This window comes from Mesorhizobium sp. M1A.T.Ca.IN.004.03.1.1, from assembly GCF_003997555.1.
Classification (GTDB): domain Bacteria; phylum Pseudomonadota; class Alphaproteobacteria; order Rhizobiales; family Rhizobiaceae; genus Mesorhizobium.
Genome location: NZ_RZTV01000455.1, coordinates 1 through 265 on the forward strand (window position 1 = coordinate 1; position 265 = coordinate 265).

Genomic DNA, 265 nt, shown 5'->3' on the forward strand with positions numbered 1-265 from the left:
GCCGAGGCCGCCGAAACGCTTGTTGAACTTGGAGACGCGGCCACCGCGGTCCATGAGCTGCTGATTGCCGCCGGTCCAGGCCGGATGCGACTTGGAATCGATTTCGAGGTTCATGACAGCGCCCTCCGAACCCCAGGTCGAGCGGGTTTCGTACTCAGTGCCATCGGTCATGACCACCTTGATCATGTGATATTCGGGATGGATGCCTGCCTTCATAACAATCTTCCTGCGATACCGGAGTTCAATTTGCCGCATGCAGTTGCGG

General features: G+C 58.1%; 1 protein-coding gene. It reads right to left on the minus strand.

Annotated features, from left to right (window positions below; translation table 11 throughout):
* Window positions 1–216, minus strand: a 216-nt coding sequence (gene rpmE / locus EOD29_RS32410) for a 50S ribosomal protein L31 (RefSeq protein ID WP_127248846.1), incomplete at its 3' end; no start/stop codon positions are given.
* Window positions 217–265 lie beyond the last annotated feature (49 nt).